2 protein-coding genes are annotated in these 1305 nt (G+C 70.7%); both read right to left on the bottom strand.

The genetic code is table 11. The features are described 5' to 3' along the window. Positions 1-97: 97 nt before the first annotated feature. Positions 98-841 (bottom strand): (2Fe-2S)-binding protein, encoded by a 744-nt coding sequence (locus tag Ade02nite_RS30285; protein WP_239169184.1) that lies wholly within the window; start codon positions 839-841, stop codon positions 98-100. Between the two features lie 256 nt (positions 842-1097). Beyond that, the coding region (locus Ade02nite_RS30280; RefSeq protein WP_203771354.1) for a hypothetical protein at positions 1098-1305 on the bottom strand (208 nt) is incomplete at its 5' end.

The raw sequence follows: 1305 nt of genomic DNA, 5'->3' as shown, positions 1-1305 counted from the left end.
GTCGGTGCGTTCAACATTCGCCGCATGACCAGTGGGCGCTGAACGTCGGCGCGTGCAACGCTGCCAGCACTCTCAGTCCACGCCGACGCTGGCACGTTCAACGTTTCCAGTACGAGCAGTCCGCACAGAAGCGCTGGTGCGGGATCGTGAACGCGAGGCAGCAGGTCCGGCGGCGCACCCGTTCGGCGTTCCACTCCACCAGGTCGGCCAGCCCGAACGTGCGCAGCAGCTGCCCGGTCACCTCCCCCGGCGGGGCCCCGGCCACGAGGGCGGCCCGCTGCGCGGCGTGCGCGATGCCCGCCGACAGGGAGCCGAGCAGCAGCCGCCGGCTGATCCGCTCGGAACCGCGCACGGCGTCGAGCAGCGGGGTGACATGCTCATCGAGCAGCGTCCGGCGCAGCGTGGCCAGCAGGGCACCCTCGTCGCTCACCACGGACACCCGCGGCTCGCCGGCCCCCGCCAGCGGATCACCCGGCAGGACGGACACCGGCACGCCGGCCCGCATGCCCAGCCGCGCGGGCGCATACCGATCATCGAACCGCACCAGCACCTGAGCCGCCGTCAGATGCGGCACCCGCCGCGCGGCCACCCACCCGAAGACGGCAGGAACCCCGAGCCAGAACGAGTACGCCTTCCAGATCAGCGCCGCCGACACATGCGGCTGCGCCGCCCGCCACCGCTGCCGCCCGGCCGCGAGCAGCAGGTCGAGACCGTCCCCCAGCAGCCACTCCGCGGAGATCCACCCGTCGAGATCGGTCACCAGCAGATCCGCGGCAAGCCCCGGCACCCGGGTACTGGTCCCATACCCCGCCACGATCGCGGCGAGAAGCGGCCCATCCACGAGATCACCCACCGTCGTTCTATACCCCGCCCCCGTTCCCGGAATCCGCCTCCGCACCCCACACGCGCCTTCCCCCGTGCCCGCTCGCCAGTTCTCGGAACGCCCTTCCCCTTCGGATTCGCCAACCCTTTCCACACCACCGGGGGGTCGCCGGACGGCGCCAGGATGCGGGAGCCGTCGGCGGACAGCGCTCGCCTCCATTCGCCCGGCCCTGCACCGCCGTCTGTCCATGTCGGATTTATCCCCCGTTCCGCTTTCACTCGCTGGTGATGGCGATCGAGCACCCACCGCCGCCGAACGAGAGCGCGAACGGGCTGGTCGTCCGCAGATCGCTCCCGGAACGGAATGTTCTGTTCCAGCTGAGGCGGTCACCCTCACGGTCGGAACGGAATGCTCTGTTCCGGCTGAGGCGATCAGGCTTGCGGTCCGAACGGAATGTTCTGCTCCACAGCCAAGACAGCCAG

The sequence above is a fragment of the Paractinoplanes deccanensis genome, assembly GCF_016862115.1.
GTDB lineage: Bacteria > Actinomycetota > Actinomycetes > Mycobacteriales > Micromonosporaceae > Actinoplanes > Actinoplanes deccanensis.
This window is presented reverse-complemented; position numbering and strand designations above follow the sequence as displayed.